The 16,866-nt window shown below is 55.7% G+C and carries 17 protein-coding genes; 6 read left to right on the top strand and 11 right to left on the bottom strand.

Annotation, left to right across the window (positions count from 1 at the left end; genetic code table 11):
* Positions 1-27: 27 nt before the first annotated feature.
* The 6 genes from UB90_RS05950 to UB90_RS05975 form a co-directional block, all read right to left on the bottom strand.
* Positions 28-1,980 carry a DUF1217 domain-containing protein gene (locus UB90_RS05950; protein WP_065325525.1) on the bottom strand — a complete coding sequence of 651 codons (1,953 nt, stop codon included), beginning with the start codon at positions 1,978-1,980 and terminating at the stop codon, positions 28-30.
* Positions 1,977-2,381 carry a flagellar biosynthesis repressor FlbT gene (gene flbT, locus UB90_RS05955; RefSeq protein ID WP_005607958.1) on the bottom strand — a complete coding sequence of 135 codons (405 nt, stop codon included), beginning with the start codon at positions 2,379-2,381 and terminating at the stop codon, positions 1,977-1,979. The genes UB90_RS05950 and flbT overlap by 4 nt, the downstream gene beginning before the upstream one ends.
* A 2-nt stretch (positions 2,382-2,383) precedes the next feature.
* A complete protein-coding gene (flaF, locus tag UB90_RS05960) occupies positions 2,384-2,755 on the bottom strand; it encodes a flagellar biosynthesis regulator FlaF (RefSeq protein ID WP_005607961.1) in 372 nt (123 codons plus the stop codon).
* An 87-nt stretch (positions 2,756-2,842) separates the two neighbouring features.
* Complete coding sequence (locus tag UB90_RS05965) at positions 2,843-3,691, bottom strand: flagellin N-terminal helical domain-containing protein (RefSeq protein WP_009177357.1); 849 nt, start codon at positions 3,689-3,691, stop codon at positions 2,843-2,845.
* 215 nt (positions 3,692-3,906) lie between these two features.
* Positions 3,907-4,275 (bottom strand): flagellar protein FlgN, encoded by a 369-nt coding sequence (locus tag UB90_RS05970; RefSeq protein WP_005607966.1) that lies wholly within the window; start codon positions 4,273-4,275, stop codon positions 3,907-3,909.
* Positions 4,272-4,562 carry a rod-binding protein gene (locus UB90_RS05975; RefSeq protein WP_065325524.1) on the bottom strand — a complete coding sequence of 97 codons (291 nt, stop codon included), beginning with the start codon at positions 4,560-4,562 and terminating at the stop codon, positions 4,272-4,274. Before UB90_RS05975 ends, UB90_RS05970 begins: the two co-directional genes overlap by 4 nt.
* Before the next feature lie 494 nt (positions 4,563-5,056).
* On the opposite strand from UB90_RS05975, the gene UB90_RS05980 reads away from it, so the two are divergent.
* The 3 genes from UB90_RS05980 to UB90_RS05990 are packed head-to-tail and all read left to right on the top strand — an operon-like array spanning position 5,057 to position 7,821.
* Positions 5,057-6,211 (top strand): flagellar hook-length control protein FliK, encoded by a 1,155-nt coding sequence (locus tag UB90_RS05980; protein ID WP_227512118.1) that lies wholly within the window; start codon positions 5,057-5,059, stop codon positions 6,209-6,211.
* A 4-nt stretch (positions 6,212-6,215) separates the two neighbouring features.
* Positions 6,216-6,911 (top strand): flagellar hook assembly protein FlgD, encoded by a 696-nt coding sequence (locus UB90_RS05985; RefSeq protein WP_065325522.1) that lies wholly within the window; start codon positions 6,216-6,218, stop codon positions 6,909-6,911.
* A gap of 22 nt (positions 6,912-6,933) precedes the next feature.
* Positions 6,934-7,821 (top strand): phosphotransferase, encoded by an 888-nt coding sequence (locus UB90_RS05990; RefSeq protein WP_065325521.1) that lies wholly within the window; start codon positions 6,934-6,936, stop codon positions 7,819-7,821.
* Here the strand turns inward: UB90_RS05990 and UB90_RS05995 are convergent.
* The 5 genes from UB90_RS05995 to UB90_RS06015 form a co-directional block, all read right to left on the bottom strand.
* Positions 7,794-9,101, bottom strand: a complete 1,308-nt coding sequence (locus tag UB90_RS05995; protein WP_065325520.1) for an NAD(P)/FAD-dependent oxidoreductase — start codon at positions 9,099-9,101, stop codon at positions 7,794-7,796. The two genes, UB90_RS05990 and UB90_RS05995, sit on opposite strands and share 28 nt — an antisense overlap.
* Positions 9,098-9,916, bottom strand: a complete 819-nt coding sequence (locus UB90_RS06000) for an ABC transporter permease (protein WP_009178010.1) — start codon at positions 9,914-9,916, stop codon at positions 9,098-9,100. Before UB90_RS06000 ends, UB90_RS05995 begins: the two co-directional genes overlap by 4 nt.
* Positions 9,913-10,794 (bottom strand): ABC transporter permease subunit, encoded by an 882-nt coding sequence (locus tag UB90_RS06005; protein WP_005607984.1) that lies wholly within the window; start codon positions 10,792-10,794, stop codon positions 9,913-9,915. Before UB90_RS06005 ends, UB90_RS06000 begins: the two co-directional genes overlap by 4 nt.
* Entirely contained in the window at positions 10,794-11,933 is a 1,140-nt protein-coding gene (locus tag UB90_RS06010) for an ABC transporter ATP-binding protein (protein ID WP_009178085.1), read from the bottom strand. Before UB90_RS06010 ends, UB90_RS06005 begins: the two co-directional genes overlap by 1 nt.
* 88 nt (positions 11,934-12,021) lie before the next feature.
* Positions 12,022-13,110: a polyamine ABC transporter substrate-binding protein gene (locus UB90_RS06015; RefSeq protein ID WP_065325519.1), complete on the bottom strand. Its 1,089-nt coding sequence runs from the start codon at positions 13,108-13,110 to the stop codon at positions 12,022-12,024.
* A gap of 87 nt (positions 13,111-13,197) precedes the next feature.
* Here UB90_RS06015 and UB90_RS06020 point away from each other — a divergent pair, with 87 nt between their 5' ends.
* From UB90_RS06020 to UB90_RS06030, 3 genes are all read left to right on the top strand, one after another.
* Positions 13,198-13,944, top strand: a complete 747-nt coding sequence (locus UB90_RS06020; RefSeq protein ID WP_039983282.1) for a GntR family transcriptional regulator — start codon at positions 13,198-13,200, stop codon at positions 13,942-13,944.
* A 65-nt stretch (positions 13,945-14,009) separates the two neighbouring features.
* Entirely contained in the window at positions 14,010-15,407 is a 1,398-nt protein-coding gene (locus UB90_RS06025) for an aspartate aminotransferase family protein (protein ID WP_065325518.1), read from the top strand.
* 316 nt (positions 15,408-15,723) lie between these two features.
* Positions 15,724-16,824, top strand: coding sequence for an ABC transporter ATP-binding protein (locus UB90_RS06030; RefSeq protein ID WP_009177852.1), 1,101 nt, complete (start codon positions 15,724-15,726; stop codon positions 16,822-16,824).
* Positions 16,825-16,866 lie beyond the last annotated feature (42 nt).

A 16,866-nucleotide genomic window follows, 5' to 3' on the forward strand; every position in this document is an offset into this window, starting at 1 on the left:
TTTTTCATTTTGTCAGACTTTGAAGGTTTAGCTACGCAACATCATCAACGCCGCACTACCAGAGCTGTATCCGCTGCTGATATTGTTCATTTGCGAGCGCGTCAGGTACATGTTGACCAACTCATCCATCTTATCGCGAGAAATGAACTCTGAAGGTTTGTCAGTGCCCAGCACTTGTTCTGCCTTGCGCCGATATACCCCAACAGCCTGATCGATATCCATTTGTCCGACTTCCTTGGGTAATCCAAGAGCGACCTGCATGAACTCCGTCATCGCTTGCTGGCCCATGATCGTGTACCATTGCGAATTGGCGCTGGGGCCATCATCTTCGTCGTTCATGGTCCGCAATTTTTCCAATGCCTCTTCAAATTCTTTTTCAGCATCGGTTTCATCACTTTGGAACAGGATATCTAACTCCCGTTCAGCGATCTGAGAGTAATAGGTAATGAAAAATTCACTTTCACCAGCGGCCTCGGCGTTGGTTCTGTAGGCCTCGCTCACGGCGCCCATCTGGTAGGGGCCGGTTAGTTCCTTGAGATCATCGGTCCCGAAAATTTCGACCGCTTTTTCTTTATAGATTGCAAGCTGCTCTTCGACTGTCAGCGCTTCAAAGGTCTCACCCGGTTCAAGCCCTGACGATACATCAAGAGCCGTATTCAGGAAACGAGGCACACCTGTTTGGCCCATGATACTGTACCAGCCTGCGTCAACTGCTGCAGTGTCAGCGGCATCTGTGTCTCCTCCGTCAACCGCATCTTCCTTACCAAATGAGAATTTCAGGATCGTTTCTACGGTGCGGAGATTTCCCGAAATTTCACTGCTTCTCATGCCGGCTTCGGCAGCGTTTTCTCGATACGTGTTCAACGTAGCGTCCAAGTTGGCGGCGCTGGCAAAGATGTTTGGATCATCAGTACCAAACACTTCGATCGCTTTTTCCCGATAAATCCGCATCGCGTCACTGGTGTTGCGTGTCGCGATATCGTCAGGCAGTTCGAGGGCAACTTTCATAAATTCTGCCAATGGCTCTTGGCGCGAGATGAAGTCCCATTCCTCATTCAATGCGGCGTCGCGAGACACCATCTGATCAAGGATGTGCTCTGATAGTTTTGCGATCTTGGCGATTTCAGCTACGTCATCTCCATCAACCGTGGCGCGTGTTTTAAACGCAGACACGATGATTCCCTTATTCTCTCCAGAGAAGAACACGGTCGGATCATCGGTGCCAAAAACAACCTGTGCGCGTTCGCGGTAGAGTTGGATACGCTCATCTTCCTCGAGGCCCGCAGCACCCGCTGGGATACGTAATGTTGTGTCAAAGAATTCTCGCAACGTATCGCGCTGAACGATGTCCTGCCATTGATCCTCGACAGAGGTTACGCCGGGTACGTCATCGCCCTTGCCATTGATCTCTTTCATCGAGAGATCAAACTCTCGCAGCGCACGCTCTTTCACGCTGAGTTGTGATACATCGTCTTCGTCCGGCTCGCCGAATACTTCGATCATGGCGCGTTTGGCAAACAAAGCCGTGCGCATTGTTTCATCAACTTCGCCAACGGCTTCTTCAAACGAGGCAGACTGGAACTTGTCAATCACCGCCTGCATGGCTTTGCTGTCACTGGTCATCGGGGACTGCCCGGGACCAAACCCAAAGGCGTTGGAAAACTCAACGTAGCGCTCGTCATTCATCGTGTTGGCAAGCGCATCGCTGGCAGATGTGCCTTCATTGAGCGCACGTTGCAGCAGGGCGCGATAGTTGATCTCCTCCTCGAGACCAAACGCCTTAACCGCCACCTGAAGCAGGCGGCGGTCGTTCAGTAAATCCTCGCTGGAGGTAACTCCGCCGATATTCTCGGCGAAGTACTCACTATCGTTTTTCAAGCTTCCCGACTTGACGAAGGCGTCGTATTGCCGGTCATAGGTCGATTGCAGAAAATTCCAGCCCGCAACCCCTGATGAAGGAATGAGCGGTGTATAGGTCATTGCGCTCTGACGGCCATGAGCCGTTCCTCCCGGGGTAACAAAGCACGTAATGCTTTGAGGCAACGGTAGTGGTTGTTGCTGATCACAGCTTCGGTTGCTTCTGACAGGGCCGCACGGCTGTCCGGGTCGGTGAAGACCTGGCTCAACTCTTCGATCCGACGCAGCATTGGTAGACGATCCTCTTCGGGATCGACATCACCTGACAGCACCAGCTGTGCTGCATAGCAGACCCGGCGTACCGGCGTATTCGCTTGTTCTGGGTGAATCGCGTCCCGTAGGCGCAGGATATGCGCATCAGGGGTGACGATCGACAAGCGACTGCGGCGATCTCCGTTTTCGATTACGGCTCCATTGACCAGGACACGCTCTTTAGGGGCGAGTTTAAGGACCAATCCACTCATTTTCAGGACGCTCCGCTTCTAAGGCCACGCATGATGGCTGTGTTGATTTCGACCAGCGGCTGCACTGACGCCTTACGAGCCAGAACTTTGCTGCTGTGTTCACGCGTGAAGCGAGCCAGATGAAACAGGCGTTGTTTCAACTCGTCCGGCAGTTTGTTGCCGTCCTTGGCCAAATCTGAAGTGAAGAGTGTCCAGAGTTTGCGATTGTCGGAAACCGCTGCGACAAGATCCTTGAATCCATCCGAGCCCTTGCCATTCGCCACGATCATTCGATGTGTGATACGGGCAAGGATTTCATACTCGGTGTTCCGTGCTGTACGGGTCGGGGCTTTTGCCGCCGCATAGGCGCTCTTCGCCTTTAGAAGGGCATTCACGTGTTATCCTAACGTATTATTTTTCACTGATTCTCAGAGAAGTAAGGTAGTTGGGGCGCTGTTAAGCGCCCCAACTCAAAGGCGGATTTAGCGGAAGAGCTGCAGCAGTGAGCCCGGCGCTTCGTTCGCAATGGTCAGCGACTGCACTGCGAGTTCCTGCTGGGTTTGCAGGGCCGAGAGGCGAGCAGATGCTTCTTCCATGTCGGTGTCGGTCATTGTCGAGACACCCATGGTCATGGAGTCGACCAGGTTGCTTACGAATTCGGACTGATCGTCGAGGCGAGCGGAGTCGGCACCAAGAGCCGCAGCACCAGTAATAGCTGTCTGCAGGAAGGTCTCGATCTCAGTGAGTGCAGTTGCTGCAGTCGTTGTGTCGGTGATTGCAGTCAGCGAAGAGGAAAGATCCAGATCACCTTCAAAATCGACGGAGTCGATGGTGATCTCAACTGCGGAGACTGTACCACCTGCGCCAACACGGTCCAGCGAGGCCAGAACGCCTACGTTGGTCGCGCCGTTGCCGTCAACATCGGTCGCCAGCAGGTTGGCGCCGTTGAATTGTGCAGCGGAGATGATTGCGGCGACCTGATCAACCTTGGACGAAATGTCGTCTTGGATCTTGCCGTGGTCAACGTTTTCGGACTGAGCGGAAACGATCAGTTCTTTGATTTCGGTGAGTTTTTCGACGATCTGTTCGGCGCCTGCGGATGCGACGGCAACGGTTGCCTCGCCGATGGACAGGCCTTCTTCGATCGCTTCAAAGCCCGCGATGTCGGATTCCATGGTTTTGGAGATCGCCCAAACGGCTGAGTTGTCTTTTGCAACTCCGATTTCCTTACCGGTGGAGATGGCTTTCTGGGTGTCGTTCAGGTCGTTGTTCACAGACTTAAGGGTCTGCAGAGCAACCATTGCACCATTGTTCGTCAGAATGCTGGACATAGCATGAGTTCCTTTGATTTAGGGCACTTTAGCCCTTGATTTGGTAATCCCAGCTCCGTTGCCGGAGCTCTCTCTGTCGTCGTTCTGACTGTGCTTCACCGTTCGGTTTCCGCGCCACCTCGCTTGAGATGCAAGGTGACATTGGCGTATTAGGTGCTAAGAGAGTGCTAAAGGCGCAATTTGCATTTTTAAAATTGTCCAGACCTCTGATTGCGTTACGCACGCTTCTCCAGTTTCAGGCTGCCTGTGGTGGCAAAACGGGTGCGTTGACCAGATTGATTGTATACCTCCAGACCCTTTCTCACTTTGCGCAGTTCAGACATACGGTTTGCGACCGCCTTGATGCCTTGCATCGCGCTGCCGAGCAGAGCTTGATTGCGGGTGACTTTGTTTTGCACGGATTCGAGTGCGCCGCTTTCCAGATCCGTGATGTTATTGAGGCGATCAAACAGATCTTCTTTGCGTGCGAGAATGTCTTCAAGTTTATGGAGTTCGCCATTGGTCAATGCACCGCGCTCTTCTTCCAGCAGCGTGTCGAGCGCATTGATAATGGCTTGCGGGGTTTGATCGGTAAGTGCGCTCATTCTTGAGAGTCCTTCAGTGAGTTGTAGATTGATTCTGCGAGCCCGATGCCGCCAGCTTCTGCCATTGCGCGTGCCTGCTCATTGACTAGAAGGCCGGCAAACTGGTCTTCACCAGCACCGCCACCAAAGGCTTCAGGCGCTTTGCCGAGGCCAGCGGCTTTGAGCATTTCAGAAAGAAAGGAGGCTTCGAGATCAATCGCAGCCTGCCGCAAAGCTTGATCTTTTGGATCATTGGCTTGCGGATATGTGACCGCCGTTACGGGCGTCGAAACATGTGTTACGGGCATTTTGCCTCAGTCCTGATACTGTGTCGAATTCTTCGATATTTTTCAGTTTCGCGAAAAGCGGTTAAAAATGCCGTAACCGATTTCATTTATTCAGGATGCACACGAGATAGAACATCCGGTGGATCATGATTACGAAAATCCTTACGACTCAATCAGTTGGTAGTACGCCTGCTGAGTCGTCAAAGCGAACAGACCCGGCGCGCCGGGGCGGTGATTCATTCGAGTCCGTCCTCGCCCGCAAAGCAAACGAACAAGATCAAAACTCCTCCAAAGGAAAAATTGAGGCAGAGGCCCCAACTGGTGAAGATGCTAAGTCACAAGAGGTGAATGGTGATCAGCCAGCTGACGGACCAGCACCAGCACCTGAATTTGAATCAGCACCCGCTTCTGAGGAGACACTCCCCTTTGAGACATCCGATAAAGATGCTGAAGCTGACCCGCTTGTCGCGGGTAACAGCGCGGCCGAAGAGGGCGAGACCTCCTCAGATGAGGATATGGAGACAGATCCCGAGTTTCACACATCAGAAGAGAGCGACGCTGCTGAAATAGTAGCAGAGGCCGGGGCAGTTGCAGTACAAGCACCGCTTGCGCAGACATCGACTGTAACTGAAGAATCAGCAGTCGAAACGCCTTCTAAAACAGAAGCTTTGCCTCGCACGGCGCCACAGGCAGAAGCGAAGTTTGAAGACAGTCAACCCATTGCCACCCGTGCAGGTCTTCTGTCTGAAACACAGGAACGCAATGAAACATCCGTACTTCTGAATGCGCAGCACAAAGAGGTGCGTCAGCAGCGGGTGATCGGTCCGATGCCACCTGAGACGAAAGGGCAGCCGGTCGTTCAAACTCAAGCTATGACGTCAGCCGAGGCTTTGAAAACAGCTCCTCCAGTTGAGGTGGGCAAAGACGAAATTCGTGTTCGGGATATGCCTCTGACGGCGGTGCAGGCTCAGGCGGCGACCACAGTTGTGAGCGCTCGGGCTCAAATAAGCGCAGGCGACACGAGGCAGTTGCATTCGGCTGCAAACGGGACGGCCCAGACCTTGGCAACAGCCCAAGCTCAACTGAGCGACACCGTCCTCAAGTCAAGTTCCGCCGTGGTCACGAGCCTCATGGGCGCAGGCGATGCGGCGAAAGTTGGTGAGGATATCCTGACCCAGCGCGGGGCAGAGAGCTTTGCTCTGCCACAGCTGTTGGCAGAGGCATCGGTGCGATCAGGTGCGTCTAGCTTTCGTGCTGAAACACCGCGTCGTGTCGCACAACAACTGGCAGAAGCCGTCGCGACTGGCGGCAAGCGCAACGTGGACGTGACCCTGAACCCGCGTGAGTTGGGGCATGTGAACATGCGCGTGATGACCACCGATGTGGGTGTCACGGTCACCATCAATGCGGAACGCCCTGAAACCGAAGATCTGATGCGGCGGCATATTCAGGATTTGGCCCGTGAATTCAAAGAAATGGGCTTTTCTGACATCTCTTTCCAGTTTGGTTCTGACGCGCAGGCGGGCCAATCCGAAGATGGTGATGGAAATGGCGGTGCAGGTGGATCGGGTCTTCAGGGTGAAGGCGACGCTGTCGAGGAGACGCAGTCTGGCCTTCCATTGTCACAACAATTGAACATCGCAGCCGACCGGCTGGATATAAGGATATAAGAGCATGACCACTCCAGTTACAGGTGCAGGTACCCAGCAAACGGCCACTGGCGGCGCGGCCGCAGGCAAACAATCTGCGACCAGCGCGCTCACATCAGATTTTGAAACGTTCTTACGGCTGATGACGACTCAGGCGAAGTATCAGGATCCACTGGAGCCGATGGATTCGTCTGATTATACCGCGCAGCTGGCGCAGTTCTCGTCGGTCGAACAGCAGGTTCTGACTAATGAAACGCTGACCAGTATGCTGACGGCCCTGTCGCTTTCCAATATGTCTCAATTGACCGGTTGGGTCGGTAAAGAAGTACGTGCGCAAGCCGCGGCTCACTTTGATGGATCGACTCCTATTTCTGTGGCGCCGAATCCAGCTGCTGTCGCGGATAAGGTGGAAATGGTCATCTATGACGCCGAGGAAAATGAGGTTGGGCGGGTCGAATTGCCTGTCTCTGCCGAGCCTTACCAGTGGAATGGTAAGGACGGGGAGGGCGAAACCTTGCCCGAGGGTTCTTATACCTTTGTGATTGAGAGCTCGTCCAAGGGCGAAGTGATCCTCTCAGAAGTTGCGGAAGTCTATGGCGTTGTTAAGGAAACTCAAAACGTGAATGGTGAAGTGGCCTTGATCCTCGAGAGTGGAAGCGCCATTCTCGCCACCTCGGTTACAGCGTTGCGTGACCCGGGTACGCCGTCTGGCAGTTCCTGATCCGCAGCATTAACCGGGCCTCATGATCGCCGGGGCAGGTGGTGATCCGTTCAGCGGAGCGTTCTTGCCTCTATCTGCGCAACACGAGATCCAGACAGCCCTGTTTCGCCATCTGGCGCAGCAGGGTTGGTCTATGTCTGCCCCTGTTGTGTTGACGGGTGGACGCAGCAACTATGTCTGGCGGTCAGGTGACAGAGTGGTGAAACTCTATCGAGAGGGCTGTCAGAACCCGCTATTTGCCAACGAGTGGGGACGCGAAAGATCTGTGCTATTGGCACTCAATGGAACCGGTATGGCACCGCGTTATCTGGCGCATGGAACGTGGCAGGGGCGGGCATGGCTTATTTATCGTCATGTCGCGGGTTCTCGCTGGCATGAAGATGCGGGTCATGTGGCGCGGCTGTTGGGCATTCTGCATGACCAAACGGCGCTTCCGGATCTTCCAGCAGGCCGCAATGGATCTCGTGCGTTGACAGAGCAAACGCGTGAGATTCTTGCGCAGTGCTCTACGGACGCGGGTTTAGTGTCGATCGCCCCGCGGGGTGTGGTGCCGCCGACATCGCAGGTTTGCCTGATCCATGGCGATCCGGTGCCCGGGAATCTCGTGGCTCATGATGGCACTTTGACTTTGATCGACTGGCAATGTCCGCAGCTGGGTGATCCGGCAGAAGATTTGGCAATGTTTCTCTCGCCCGCAATGCAGCACCTTTATCGCGGGCGTGTGTTGTCATCTGAGGAAGAGATGCAGTTTGGTTTAGCTTATCCGGATCGCAGGGTGGTGGCGCGCTATTATGCGTTGAAACCCTGGTTCCACTGGCGGATGGCGGCGTATTGTGCGTGGCGCGGGGATCGGGAGGCGTGTGATCTGGAAGTGGCCGAGCTTCAATCGAGCAGGCTCAGGAGCCCATAGGCAGGCGGCATCAGCAGACGTCTGGCGCGCCCCAACGGGAAGCGAGGCAGGCGCTGCAGGACCTTTGAATAGGGCATGTCTGGGGTGTTACCCTGTACGAGCTGTGCCAAAAGCGCGCCGGAATAGCTACCCATGGCAACACCATTGCCGTGATAGCAAAGCCCCGCGAACAAACCCTGATGGTCTGGAACAGCCCCCACGAAAGGCACGAGGTTTCGCGAAAGGCAGACCATCCCGGACCAACTATGTGTGGTTTCCACATGCGTCCACTTAGGAAACAGCCCTTCAAAATGGCGACGCAGTAGGGAGCGAATCTTTTGCTCGGAGCGGGGTGAAGACGTCAGCCCTCCGCGCATCCCGAACAGAAATCGCCCATCCGGCATCAGGCGAAAATAATGCAGCATATGGCGAGTGTCGTAGGCCATCTGCGCTGATGTCCAACCCTGCATCGCCCGTTCGTCCGGTGTGATGGGCCGCGTGACCATCACTGTGGACTGTGCTGGCATGTAGCGACCTGCAAGCCAATCGGGCAGGTTTTCGCTTGAATATCCGTTGGTTGCGATGACCATCTGTGCAGCGCGCAACTGACCTTTAGGCGTGACAGCGTGCCAATGTTTGCCGTCTTGGTGTAGGCGGAGCGCGGGGCTGTTTTGATAGAGATCTGCACCTGCTGATTGCGCAGCATCTGCCAAACCAAAGAGATATTTACGTGGATTGAGCGCAAAACCCACAGGGGTGGTGAGCGCGCCGTGAAAGTTTCCGCCCAGACCCTGGGCAGCCAGTTGAGGGGCGTCGATGAACTCCGATCGCGTGTCTGCGGCCTCTCGCATCAGAGCGGTGCGGGCCTTGGCGGAATGCGCCATGACGGTTTCGCCCTGTGAATGTGTATCCGCATCAATCCCGTGGCGGGCGATCAACTGTTCTACCAAGTGGACGGCGGCCTCCTCGCCCGCCTGATAAACCTGTGTTTCCTGGCTGCCGTGCAGGCGCGACATGGCGCGCGCGCCAAGCTTTGCGCCGCCGAGGCAGCAAAATCCGCCATTGCGCCCTGATGCGCCCCAACCGGGTGTTTCGGCTTCCAGCACTGCAACCTTTAGCCCCGCCTCCGACATATGCAGTGCGGCCGAAAGCCCGGTGAAACCGCCACCGATGATCGCCACATCAACGGTCTGATCCCCCTGAAGCTCCGGCCAGATGGGCGCAGGGCAGGTCTCATCCCACCAGCAGTTGCTGCGTGGACTTGCCCCATAGGCGTAGTCGGAAAAGATGCGGCGCATCATGCGGTACGCACCGCTTCCTGTTCTTCGCGCCGCTGCTTTACCAAGGCTCGTTTGCTAATGAGCGATGCGCTGATCACGCCGACAGTGACGATGCCGATCATAATGGTCGAGAGCGCATTGATCTCAGGGCTGACACCGAGCCGCACGGCCGAGAAGATCTTGATCGGCAGGGTCGTGGCAGCCGGGCCGGTTGTGAAAGAAGCGATCACCAGATCATCAAGCGACAGGGTGAAGGCCAAAAGCCAGCCGGAGACCACGGCAGGCGCGATAATTGGCAGCGTGACCAAGCGGAATGCTTGTGCTTGAGAGCACCCGAGATCCAGCGCCGCCTCTTCCAGCGAACGATCAAATGTCGCAAGCCGTGAAGAGACCACAACGGAAACGTAACACATGGCAAACGTGGTATGTGCCAGCACAATCGTCAGCACGCCGCGGTCCAAGCCGATGCCGATGAACAGCAGCAAGAGCGACAGGCCGGTGATCACCTCAGGCATGACCAAAGGCGCGTAGATCATGCCGGAAAACAACGTCCGGCCCATAAAGCGCCCGCCGCGTACCATGACGTAGGCCGCCATGGTTCCAAGCACGGTCGCGATGGTTGAAGAGAATACTGCAACCTTTACGGTAACCCATGCGGCTTGAAGCATGGCCTCGTTCTGCATCAACTCGCCGTACCATTTGGTCGAAAAGCCTGCCCAGACCGTCACCAGTTTGCTTTCATTGAAGGAAAACAGGATCAGGATCAGCATCGGAATATAGAGGAAGGCAAAGCCAAGCGTCAGCGAGACCACATTGAATGCGCTCAGACGTTTCATGCGTCGCCCTCCTGTTCTTTTTGCTGATTGCGTTGGAACAAAACGATCGGCACCACGAGGATCAACAGCAGGATCACTGCAACCGCGCTCGCCACCGGCCAGTCGCGATTGGAGAAGAACTCCTCCCACAGCACTTTGCCGATCATCAGCGTGTCAGAACCGCCGAGCAACGAAGGGATCACAAATTCGCCCATTGCCGGGATAAAGACGAGGAAACAGCCTGCGATGATGCCCCCTTTGGACAGGGGTATGGTCACCAGCCAGAACGCCGATAGGCGCGAACAGCCCAAGTCCTCGGCCGCCTCGATCAAGCTGTCGTCCATCCGCTCCAGCGCCGCATAGATCGGCAGAATCATAAACGGCAGATAGGTGTAGACGATGCCGATATAGACGGCGGTGGTGGTGTTCAGGATCTGCAGCGGTTCGGATACAAGGCCTGTCCACATCAGGAACTGATTGAGGAAGCCTTCGTTCGACAGGATGCCCTTCCACGCATAGACTCGGATCAGGAATGAGGTCCAGAACGGCAGAATCACCAACATCATCAGCGTCGGTCGCCATTCTTCGGGCGCGCGCGCCATGCCATAGGCGATGGGATAGCCCACGATCAGCGTCAGCAGGGTCGATGTCAGCGCGATCTGAAGGCTACTGAGATAGGCTTTCCAGTAGAGATCGTCCTCGATGAGCCATGTAAAGTTTTCAAAATCCAGCTCTGCGAAGAACGCGCGAATGCCCTCAGCCCACTCGAACTGTGGGACATAGGGGGGGCGCGCGATAGCCGCATCCGAGAGCGAGATTTTAAGGACGATGATGAATGGCACCAAAAACAGTGCCAAGAGCCAGACGTAGGGAACAGCGATCAGAAAAAAACGGCGCATCACTCACCCAGCAAGACGCCGCCGGTGGCTGTCCAGGACAGCCAGACGGTGTCTTCCCATGTGTAGGCACGACGCGAAATGCGGCGAGTGTTGGCGGTTTGTGCCTTGATCACATCGCCGGTGGGCAGTTCGACGTGGTAGGTCGAGAGGTTGCCGAGATAGGCAATATCCAAGACCTTGCCCTGCACGGCATTGTCGGCGCTTTCGGGTTTGTCGGCGCTGATGGTGACTTTCTCCGGGCGGATCGCCAGATGTGCAATTTGGCCATCAGAGATTGTGTTGGGTGATTTTACGACCAAAGGTGCGGCACCCTCGCGCCAGTGCAGCGCATATACGCCTTCGCCAGTTGCGGTAACTGTGCCCTCGATCAGATTAACGTCACCAATGAAATCAGCGACATAGACGGAATTTGGTGCCTCGTAGATATCTGCAGGTGTGGCGACTTGCATTACCTTGCCATTGTCCATCACCGCGACCCGGCTCGCCACTGTCATGGCTTCTTCCTGATCGTGGGTGACGATCACAAAGGTGGTGCCGGTCTTTTCCTGAATGTCCATCAGTTCGAACTGGGTTTCTTCGCGCAGTTTCTTATCGAGTGCGCCGAGCGGCTCATCCAAGAGCAACAGTTTGGGTGCTTTTGCGAGACTGCGAGCCAGTGCCACCCGTTGGCGTTGTCCGCCGGAAATCTGATGCGGTTTGCGACGGGCGAATTTTTCCAGCCGGGTCAGGCGCAGCATCTCTTCGACGCGGGCGTTGATGTCATTGCGAGGCAGGCCTTCGCGTTTCAGGCCAAAGGCGATGTTTTCCCAGACACTAAGGTGAGGAAACAGCGCGTAGGACTGGAACATCATGTTCACAGCGCGCTGGTTTGGGGGAACGGGTGCGATATCTTGCCCGGCAAGGAAGATCTTGCCTTCTGTTGGGGCTTCAAAGCCTGCAAGCATCCGCATCATAGTGGTTTTTCCACAGCCGGACGGACCCAAAAGCGCAAAGAACTCGCGCTCAAAAATGTCAATGGTCAGGTCGTCGATTGCAGTGAAATCGCCAAAGCGTTTGGTCACATTCTGGAATTGGATCAGCGGCTTAGCCTGCGGATCGGTCCAGGGTTCAAATACCGGTATTGCCAAGTCTGCCCCCATGCGGGCGGCCTAAAGCCTGCCCGTCGTCTTCTGTCAGTCGGGGCAGGGCGCTTGTGTACGCCCTGCCGGAGGTTCGGTCTGATGGGTCTCAGGTGCCGGATTTCACACGGGTCCACAGGCGTGTCACCACGCGCTGTACTTTCTGCGGATATGGACCTTTGATGTATGTGTTTTCCATCGCCGCGGCAGAGGGGTAGATCGCCGGATCACCGATCACGTCTTCGGCCAGAAACTCTTGCGAGGCTTTGTTGCCATTGGCGTAATACACATAGTTCGATGCGGCGGCCATATTCTGAGCGTCGAGGATGAAGTTCAGGAATTTATGTGCGCCCTCCGGGTTGGGTGCGTCCGTGGGAATGGCCATCTGATCGAACCACATCAACGCACCTTCAGATGGGGCGTTGTAAGCGATTTCCACACCGTTATCAGCCTCGGCTGCGCGGTCGCGGGCTTGCAAAATATCACCGGACCAGCCGAAGGCGACGCAAATGTCGCCATTCGCGAGCGCATTGATATACTCAGAAGAGTGGAATTTCTGCACATAGGGGCGCACGGCTTCCAGCACGCCCGCTGCCTGCTCCAGATCGTCTTTTTCGTGGCTGTTGGGGTCTAGCCCGAGATAGGTCAATGCGGCAGGGATCAACTCATCCGGGGCATCAAGGAAATGCACGCCGCATTCGGACAGCTTTTCCATGTTGGCGGGGTCGAAGACCAGCGAGAGACTGTCGATCGGAGCATCTTCGCCAAGGGCCTCGGTCACTTTGCCGAGATTGGTCCCCATGCCTGTGGTGCCCCACATGTAGTTGATCGAATAATCGTTGTTGGGGTCAAAACGCGCGGTGCGATCCTGAATGACGTCCCAGACATTGCCGTAGTTTGACAGCTTATCCTTGTCGATTTTCTGGAACACACCCGCTTGGATCTGGCGCTGCAGGAATGAGCCGGTAGGCACCACCACGTCATATCCAGAACCACCAGCGAGCATCTTGGTCTCAAGCAGCTCATTGGAATCGAAAACGTCATAGATCAGGTCAATGCCGGTCTCTTCTTCGAACTTCGCCAACAGCGATTCGTCGATGTAGTCGGACCAGTTGTAGACGCGCACTTGCTCAGCCGAAGCGGCGGCTGCGACGCTGAGTGCGATGGCGGACACGATGGTGGCCGTTGTGATTTTCATGAGAATCTCCCCTGTGCATACCGGCGTCTTTTCCGTCCGGCTGTGGGCTATTTTGATCAAGTTTTGCCTCATCCGGCAAGACACTTTATGTTTTCATCTGTATTTCCTTCGTGCAAGCTGCCCGAAAATGAGAAGGATCCAAGCCCGGTGAATGTGCCAAATCCGCCATCCGTTTCCCCCGTTGAAGGGGCCGCAAAACTCCCCGCGCATGAGCAAGTTTATCAGCGTCTGCGAGCGCAGATATTGTTTGGTGAACTGGCGCCGGGGCAGGCGGTGACGATTCAGGGTCTGGTGGAAGCATTGGACAGCGGCATGACTCCTGTGCGTGAAGCGATCCGCAGATTGATCTCAGACGGGGCGCTGGTGTTTCAGGGAAATCGTCGCGTTTCTGTTCCTGAACTTCGTGCAGAAGATGTGGATGAGCTTATTTTTGCAAGAAAAACAATGGAATGTGAGCTGGCTCGTCGTGCTGCGACCCGTATTCCTGCGTCTGCTGTAGACGCGCTAGAAGCGCTCGATCTGCAATTGGATGTCGCGATAGCCAACGGTGATGTGGCCGGGTATCTGGCGCTCAACTACGAGTTCCACAGCAGGCTCAATACCCATGCGGATGCACCGATCCTTGCGGATCTGGCGGATCGTCTCTGGCTGCGCTTTGGCCCATCGCTTCGGGTGGTCTGCGGACGCTTTGGCACACAGAGCTTTCCAGACCGCCATAAAGACATCCTTGAAGGCCTGCGTAAAAAAGATGCGGATCTTGTCGCGCTGGCGATGGAACGGGACGTCTTGCAGGGCATGGAGCAGGTTCGAGCGGGGCTGACTCCGATCAACTGATTCGATTGACAGTGTGATTTTTGATCATATTCTGGACGAAAGCTTCCCGTTCAGGAGTGTCATCAATGACGACGATTACCAACCATCTGCCGACCGCAGAACTGCAGGCGCTGGATGCGGCGCACCACATGCACCCTTTCACCGCAAACGGCGGTCTGGCGCAGAAGGGCGCGCGGGTCATCACGCGCGCCAATGGCGTCACTCTGACCGATAGCGAAGGTCACGAGATCCTCGATGCGATGGCGGGACTTTGGTGCGTCAATATTGGCTACGGTCGCGACGAACTGGCCGAGGTGGCAGCGCGCCAGATGCGCGAACTGCCGTATTATAATACCTTCTTCCAGACCACCCATGTGCCTGCCATTGCGCTTGCGGCAAAGATCGCTGAACTGGCGCCGGGCGATCTGAACAATGTGTTCTTTGCCGGTTCCGGCTCGGAGGCCAATGACACCAACATTCGCATGGTGCGTCATTACTGGGCGATGAAGGGCAAACCGACCAAATCCATCATCATCTCACGTAAAAACGCCTATCACGGTTCCTCGGTGGGCTCTGGTTCTCTTGGCGGTATGTCGGCCATGCATGCTCAGGGCGGTCTGCCGATTCCGGATATTCACCACATCGACCAACCGCATTGGTGGGCCGAAGGGGGCGATACCAGCCCTGATGACTTTGGTCTTCAGCGCGCGCAAGAGTTGGAGAAAGCCATTCTCGAGCTGGGCGAAGATCGGGTCGCGGCCTTTATTGCGGAACCTGTGCAGGGTGCTGGTGGTGTTATCGTGCCGCCCGCAACCTATTGGCCCGAGATCCAGCGTATCTGTGATAAATATGAAATTCTGCTGATTGCAGACGAGGTGATTTGTGGCTTTGGCCGCACCGGGAACTGGTTCGGTTCTGAGACAATGGGTATTCGCCCCGACATCATGACCATCGCCAAAGGGCTGTCCTCAGGCTACGCGCCGATTGGTGGCTCCATTGTCTCCGACGAGGTGGCGGGTGTGATTGCGCAGGATGAGTTCAATCATGGCTATACCTATTCCGGGCACCCGGTGGCCGCTGCTGTGGCCCTAGAGAACCTGCGTATTCTTGAAGAAGAAAACGTATTGGATCACGTCCGGAACGTGGCTGCGCCCTATCTCAAGGAGAAATGGGAAGCGCTGACGGACCACCCACTGGTCGGAGAAGCGAAGATTGTCGGTATGATGGGGTCCATTGCCCTGACACCGAATAAAGAAACGCGCGCAGCCTTCGACTCCGATGCAGGCACTGTTGGCTTCATCTGTCGTGAGCGTTGCTTTGCCAACAATCTGGTGATGCGTCATGTAGGCGACCGGATGATTATCTCGCCGCCGCTGGTGATCACACCGGAAGAAATCGACACGCTGATCGCACGAGCGACCAAATCACTGGACGAGTGTTATGCCGAACTTCAGGCACAAGACCTGCTGAAATCTGCAACTTGATCACTCAGTTTGGTGATTCGAATTCATCACAAGGGGCCCTGCGTGGCCCCTTTTTTATGCATTCGTCTAAAAAAAACCTCGCCAGCCCTGTTGTACTCACCGGTAAAATTACCCCAATATGACGCAAAAGAGCTAGTTTGGGTCGCAAAACTACCGGGTGCATCGAGTGATCGTCCCAGAGTGTTAAGAAACCCACTGCGAAGCTGAACCGGACATATGCGTGCCGGTTGCACAGTGGAACGGCACTGTGCTTACACTAAGTCATCAAGAGCGGAGCAAATCCGCCACAAATAAGAACATAAACGGGGAGCCTGATTTGGCCGATGCGTCGAATACTGACGCGTTCGTTGAATTCGAACGCGTGCAAAAGAGCTATGACGGTGAGACACTCGTCGTCAAAGATCTAAACCTCACCATGCCCAAGGGCGAATTCCTGACCATGCTGGGACCGTCGGGGTCGGGAAAGACAACATGTCTGATGATGCTGGCAGGTTTTGAAACCGCCACTCACGGCGACATCCGGCTGGGCGGGGTGTCGATCAACAACATTCCACCGCACAAACGTGGCATCGGGATGGTGTTCCAGAATTACGCCCTGTTTCCACATATGACGATTGCCGAGAACCTCAGCTTCCCGCTCGAGGTACGCAAACTGGGCAAGTCCGAGCGCGAAGCAAAAGTCAAACGCGCGCTCGATATGGTGGAGATGGGGGACTTCGGAGGCCGCCGCCCAGCGCAGCTCTCCGGTGGTCAGCAACAGCGTGTCGCCCTTGCACGCGCGCTGGTGTTTGAACCCGAATTGGTGCTGATGGACGAGCCTCTCGGGGCGCTCGACAAGCAGCTGCGTGAAAAAATGCAGTTCGAAATCACCCACTTGGCGCACCAGTTGGGGATCACCACAGTTTATGTGACCCACGACCAAACCGAAGCGCTGACCATGTCGGACCGCGTTGCCGTGTTCAACGATGGTCGCATTCAGCAGCTCGCACCGCCGGACCAATTGTATGAAGAGCCTGCGAACAGTTTCGTGGCGCAGTTCATCGGCGAGAACAACACGCTTGAAGGTGTGATCAAGGAAATTGGCGAAGGCCGTGCCTTGGTGCAGCTCGATGGTGGTGAGTTGATTGATGCCATGCCCATCAACGTGTCCGAGGTCGGTCAGCGCACCCGTGTGTCGATCCGCCCGGAACGTGTGGAATATAATAAGGAACGCCTGCAGGAAGGCGTACATACGCTCAAGGCCGAAGTGTTGGAGTTCATCTATATGGGTGACATCTTCCGCACTCGCCTGCGTGTGGCGGGCAATGATGAGTTCATCATCAAGACCCGGAACGCCCCTGATCAGGTTCGTCTTCAGCCCGGCCAGCAGATTGAAATCGGCTGGCTGCCCGAAGACTGCCGCGCTCTGGACGCTTGATCGCGTCCGGCAGCGCATCGGAACCCCCGGCGAAAAAAAACG

The organism is Tritonibacter mobilis, assembly GCF_001681715.1.
Taxonomy (GTDB): domain Bacteria; phylum Pseudomonadota; class Alphaproteobacteria; order Rhodobacterales; family Rhodobacteraceae; genus Epibacterium; species Epibacterium mobile.

Excerpts from the sequence above, each read along its gene's own strand:
- UB90_RS05975 (WP_065325524.1), bottom strand. The coding sequence starts at position 4,562 with ATGCCCGTAACACATGTTTCGACGCCCGTAACGGCGGTCACATATCCG.
- UB90_RS05970 (WP_005607966.1), bottom strand. The coding sequence starts at position 4,275 with ATGAGCGCACTTACCGATCAAACCCCGCAAGCCATTATCAATGCGCTC.
- UB90_RS06010 (WP_009178085.1), bottom strand. The coding sequence starts at position 11,933 with ATGGGGGCAGACTTGGCAATACCGGTATTTGAACCCTGGACCGATCCG.
- UB90_RS05995 (WP_065325520.1), bottom strand. The coding sequence starts at position 9,101 with ATGATGCGCCGCATCTTTTCCGACTACGCCTATGGGGCAAGTCCACGC.
- flbT (WP_005607958.1), bottom strand. The coding sequence starts at position 2,381 with ATGAGTGGATTGGTCCTTAAACTCGCCCCTAAAGAGCGTGTCCTGGTC.
- UB90_RS05980 (WP_227512118.1), top strand. The coding sequence starts at position 5,057 with ATGGAGACAGATCCCGAGTTTCACACATCAGAAGAGAGCGACGCTGCT.
- UB90_RS05985 (WP_065325522.1), top strand. The coding sequence starts at position 6,216 with ATGACCACTCCAGTTACAGGTGCAGGTACCCAGCAAACGGCCACTGGC.
- UB90_RS06015 (WP_065325519.1), bottom strand. The coding sequence starts at position 13,110 with ATGAAAATCACAACGGCCACCATCGTGTCCGCCATCGCACTCAGCGTC.
- UB90_RS06025 (WP_065325518.1), top strand. The coding sequence starts at position 14,010 with ATGACGACGATTACCAACCATCTGCCGACCGCAGAACTGCAGGCGCTG.
- UB90_RS05990 (WP_065325521.1), top strand. The coding sequence starts at position 6,934 with ATGATCGCCGGGGCAGGTGGTGATCCGTTCAGCGGAGCGTTCTTGCCT.
- UB90_RS06000 (WP_009178010.1), bottom strand. The coding sequence starts at position 9,916 with ATGAAACGTCTGAGCGCATTCAATGTGGTCTCGCTGACGCTTGGCTTT.
- UB90_RS06020 (WP_039983282.1), top strand. The coding sequence starts at position 13,198 with ATGTTTTCATCTGTATTTCCTTCGTGCAAGCTGCCCGAAAATGAGAAG.
- UB90_RS06005 (WP_005607984.1), bottom strand. The coding sequence starts at position 10,794 with ATGCGCCGTTTTTTTCTGATCGCTGTTCCCTACGTCTGGCTCTTGGCA.
- UB90_RS05950 (WP_065325525.1), bottom strand. The coding sequence starts at position 1,980 with ATGACCTATACACCGCTCATTCCTTCATCAGGGGTTGCGGGCTGGAAT.
- UB90_RS05965 (WP_009177357.1), bottom strand. The coding sequence starts at position 3,691 with ATGTCCAGCATTCTGACGAACAATGGTGCAATGGTTGCTCTGCAGACC.